Origin of the sequence: Arcobacter sp. CECT 8989 (genome assembly GCF_004116715.1) — a bacterium.
Lineage (GTDB): Bacteria > Campylobacterota > Campylobacteria > Campylobacterales > Arcobacteraceae > Halarcobacter.
Genome location: NZ_PDKE01000031.1, coordinates 1 through 1,218, shown reverse-complemented (window position 1 = coordinate 1,218; position 1,218 = coordinate 1). Strand labels below are relative to the sequence as shown.

General features: G+C 34.6%; 2 protein-coding genes. Both read left to right on the top strand.

All coding sequences use genetic code 11. The annotated features are described in order from the left end of the window. Window positions 1-801: methyl-accepting chemotaxis protein (locus tag CRV02_RS14230; protein WP_258239323.1), on the top strand; the 801-nt coding region annotated here is incomplete at its 5' end. Between the two features lie 12 nt (window positions 802-813). Further along, window positions 814-1,218 (top strand): PAS domain-containing protein, encoded by a 405-nt coding sequence (locus CRV02_RS14225; protein ID WP_129090896.1) that lies wholly within the window; start codon window positions 814-816, stop codon window positions 1,216-1,218.

The window sequence follows — 1,218 nt, the reverse complement described above, 5'->3', positions numbered from 1 at the left end:
ATGCAAAGTATCAACAAACTAGGAGAAGCCTTAGGTAATAACGCAAAAGCGAATTTACATAATGGACAAACACTAGAGAATAACTCAGCAACAATGACAGCATCAATGAATAATCTAGCAGCAAAAGCAAATGAACAAGCAGCTTCATTAGAAGAAACAGCAGCAGCAGTAGAAGAAATTACTTCTATTACAAGAAATAATGCAGAAAATGCAACAAAAATGGCTGAGCTAGGAAAAACAGTAAGAACATCAGTAACAACAGGTGAAGAGCTTGCAAGTAAAACAGCAAGTTCAATGGATGAAATTAATGATAAAGTAACTTCAATTAATGAAGCAATTACTGTTATTGATCAAATTGCATTCCAAACAAATATTCTTTCACTAAACGCAGCAGTAGAAGCAGCGACAGCAGGTGAAGCAGGAAAAGGTTTTGCTGTAGTTGCACAAGAAGTAAGAAACCTTGCAAATAGATCTGCTGAAGCAGCAAGAGAAATAAAAGATTTAGTAGAAGATGCAAACCTAAAAGCAAATGATGGTAAAAAAATATCAGATGAAATGATAAATGGATATAAAGAGCTAAATACACATATCTCAGAAACAATCCATATCATAGAAGATGTGTCAAAAGCAAGTAAAGAGCAAATGACAGGAATAGAACAAATAAATGATGCAGTAACAATGCTAGATAGAGTAACACAAGAGAATGCTAGTGAAGCTAACCAAGTAAAAACAATAGCAGATGAAGTAGCAACAATGGCAAATGAACTAGTAAGTGAAGCAAAAAGTAAAAAGTTTAACTAAAGGAAGAAATAGATGGCAGCAGGACAAGAGACAGTATTAGATGAATACGCATTCCTAGTTAGTGAGACAGATTCAAAAGGTATAATAAGATTTGCAAATGATGATTTTTGTAAAATAGCAGAATACTCGCTAGAAGAACTAGTAGGGAACCCACATAATATGGTAAGACACCAAGATATGCCAAGTAAAGCATTTAAAAGCTTGTGGGAAACAGTACAAAGAGGAGATACTTGGACAGGATATGTAAAGAATGCAACAAAAACAGGAGGATACTACTGGGTGTTTGCAACAGTATATCCATTTGAGAGTTGTGATGGGACAAAAGGGTATTTGTCTTGTAGAAGAAAACCATCAAGAGAAGAAATAGCTGATGCTGAAGCTTTATATGCTCAGTGGAATAAAGAAGAAGGAAGGTAA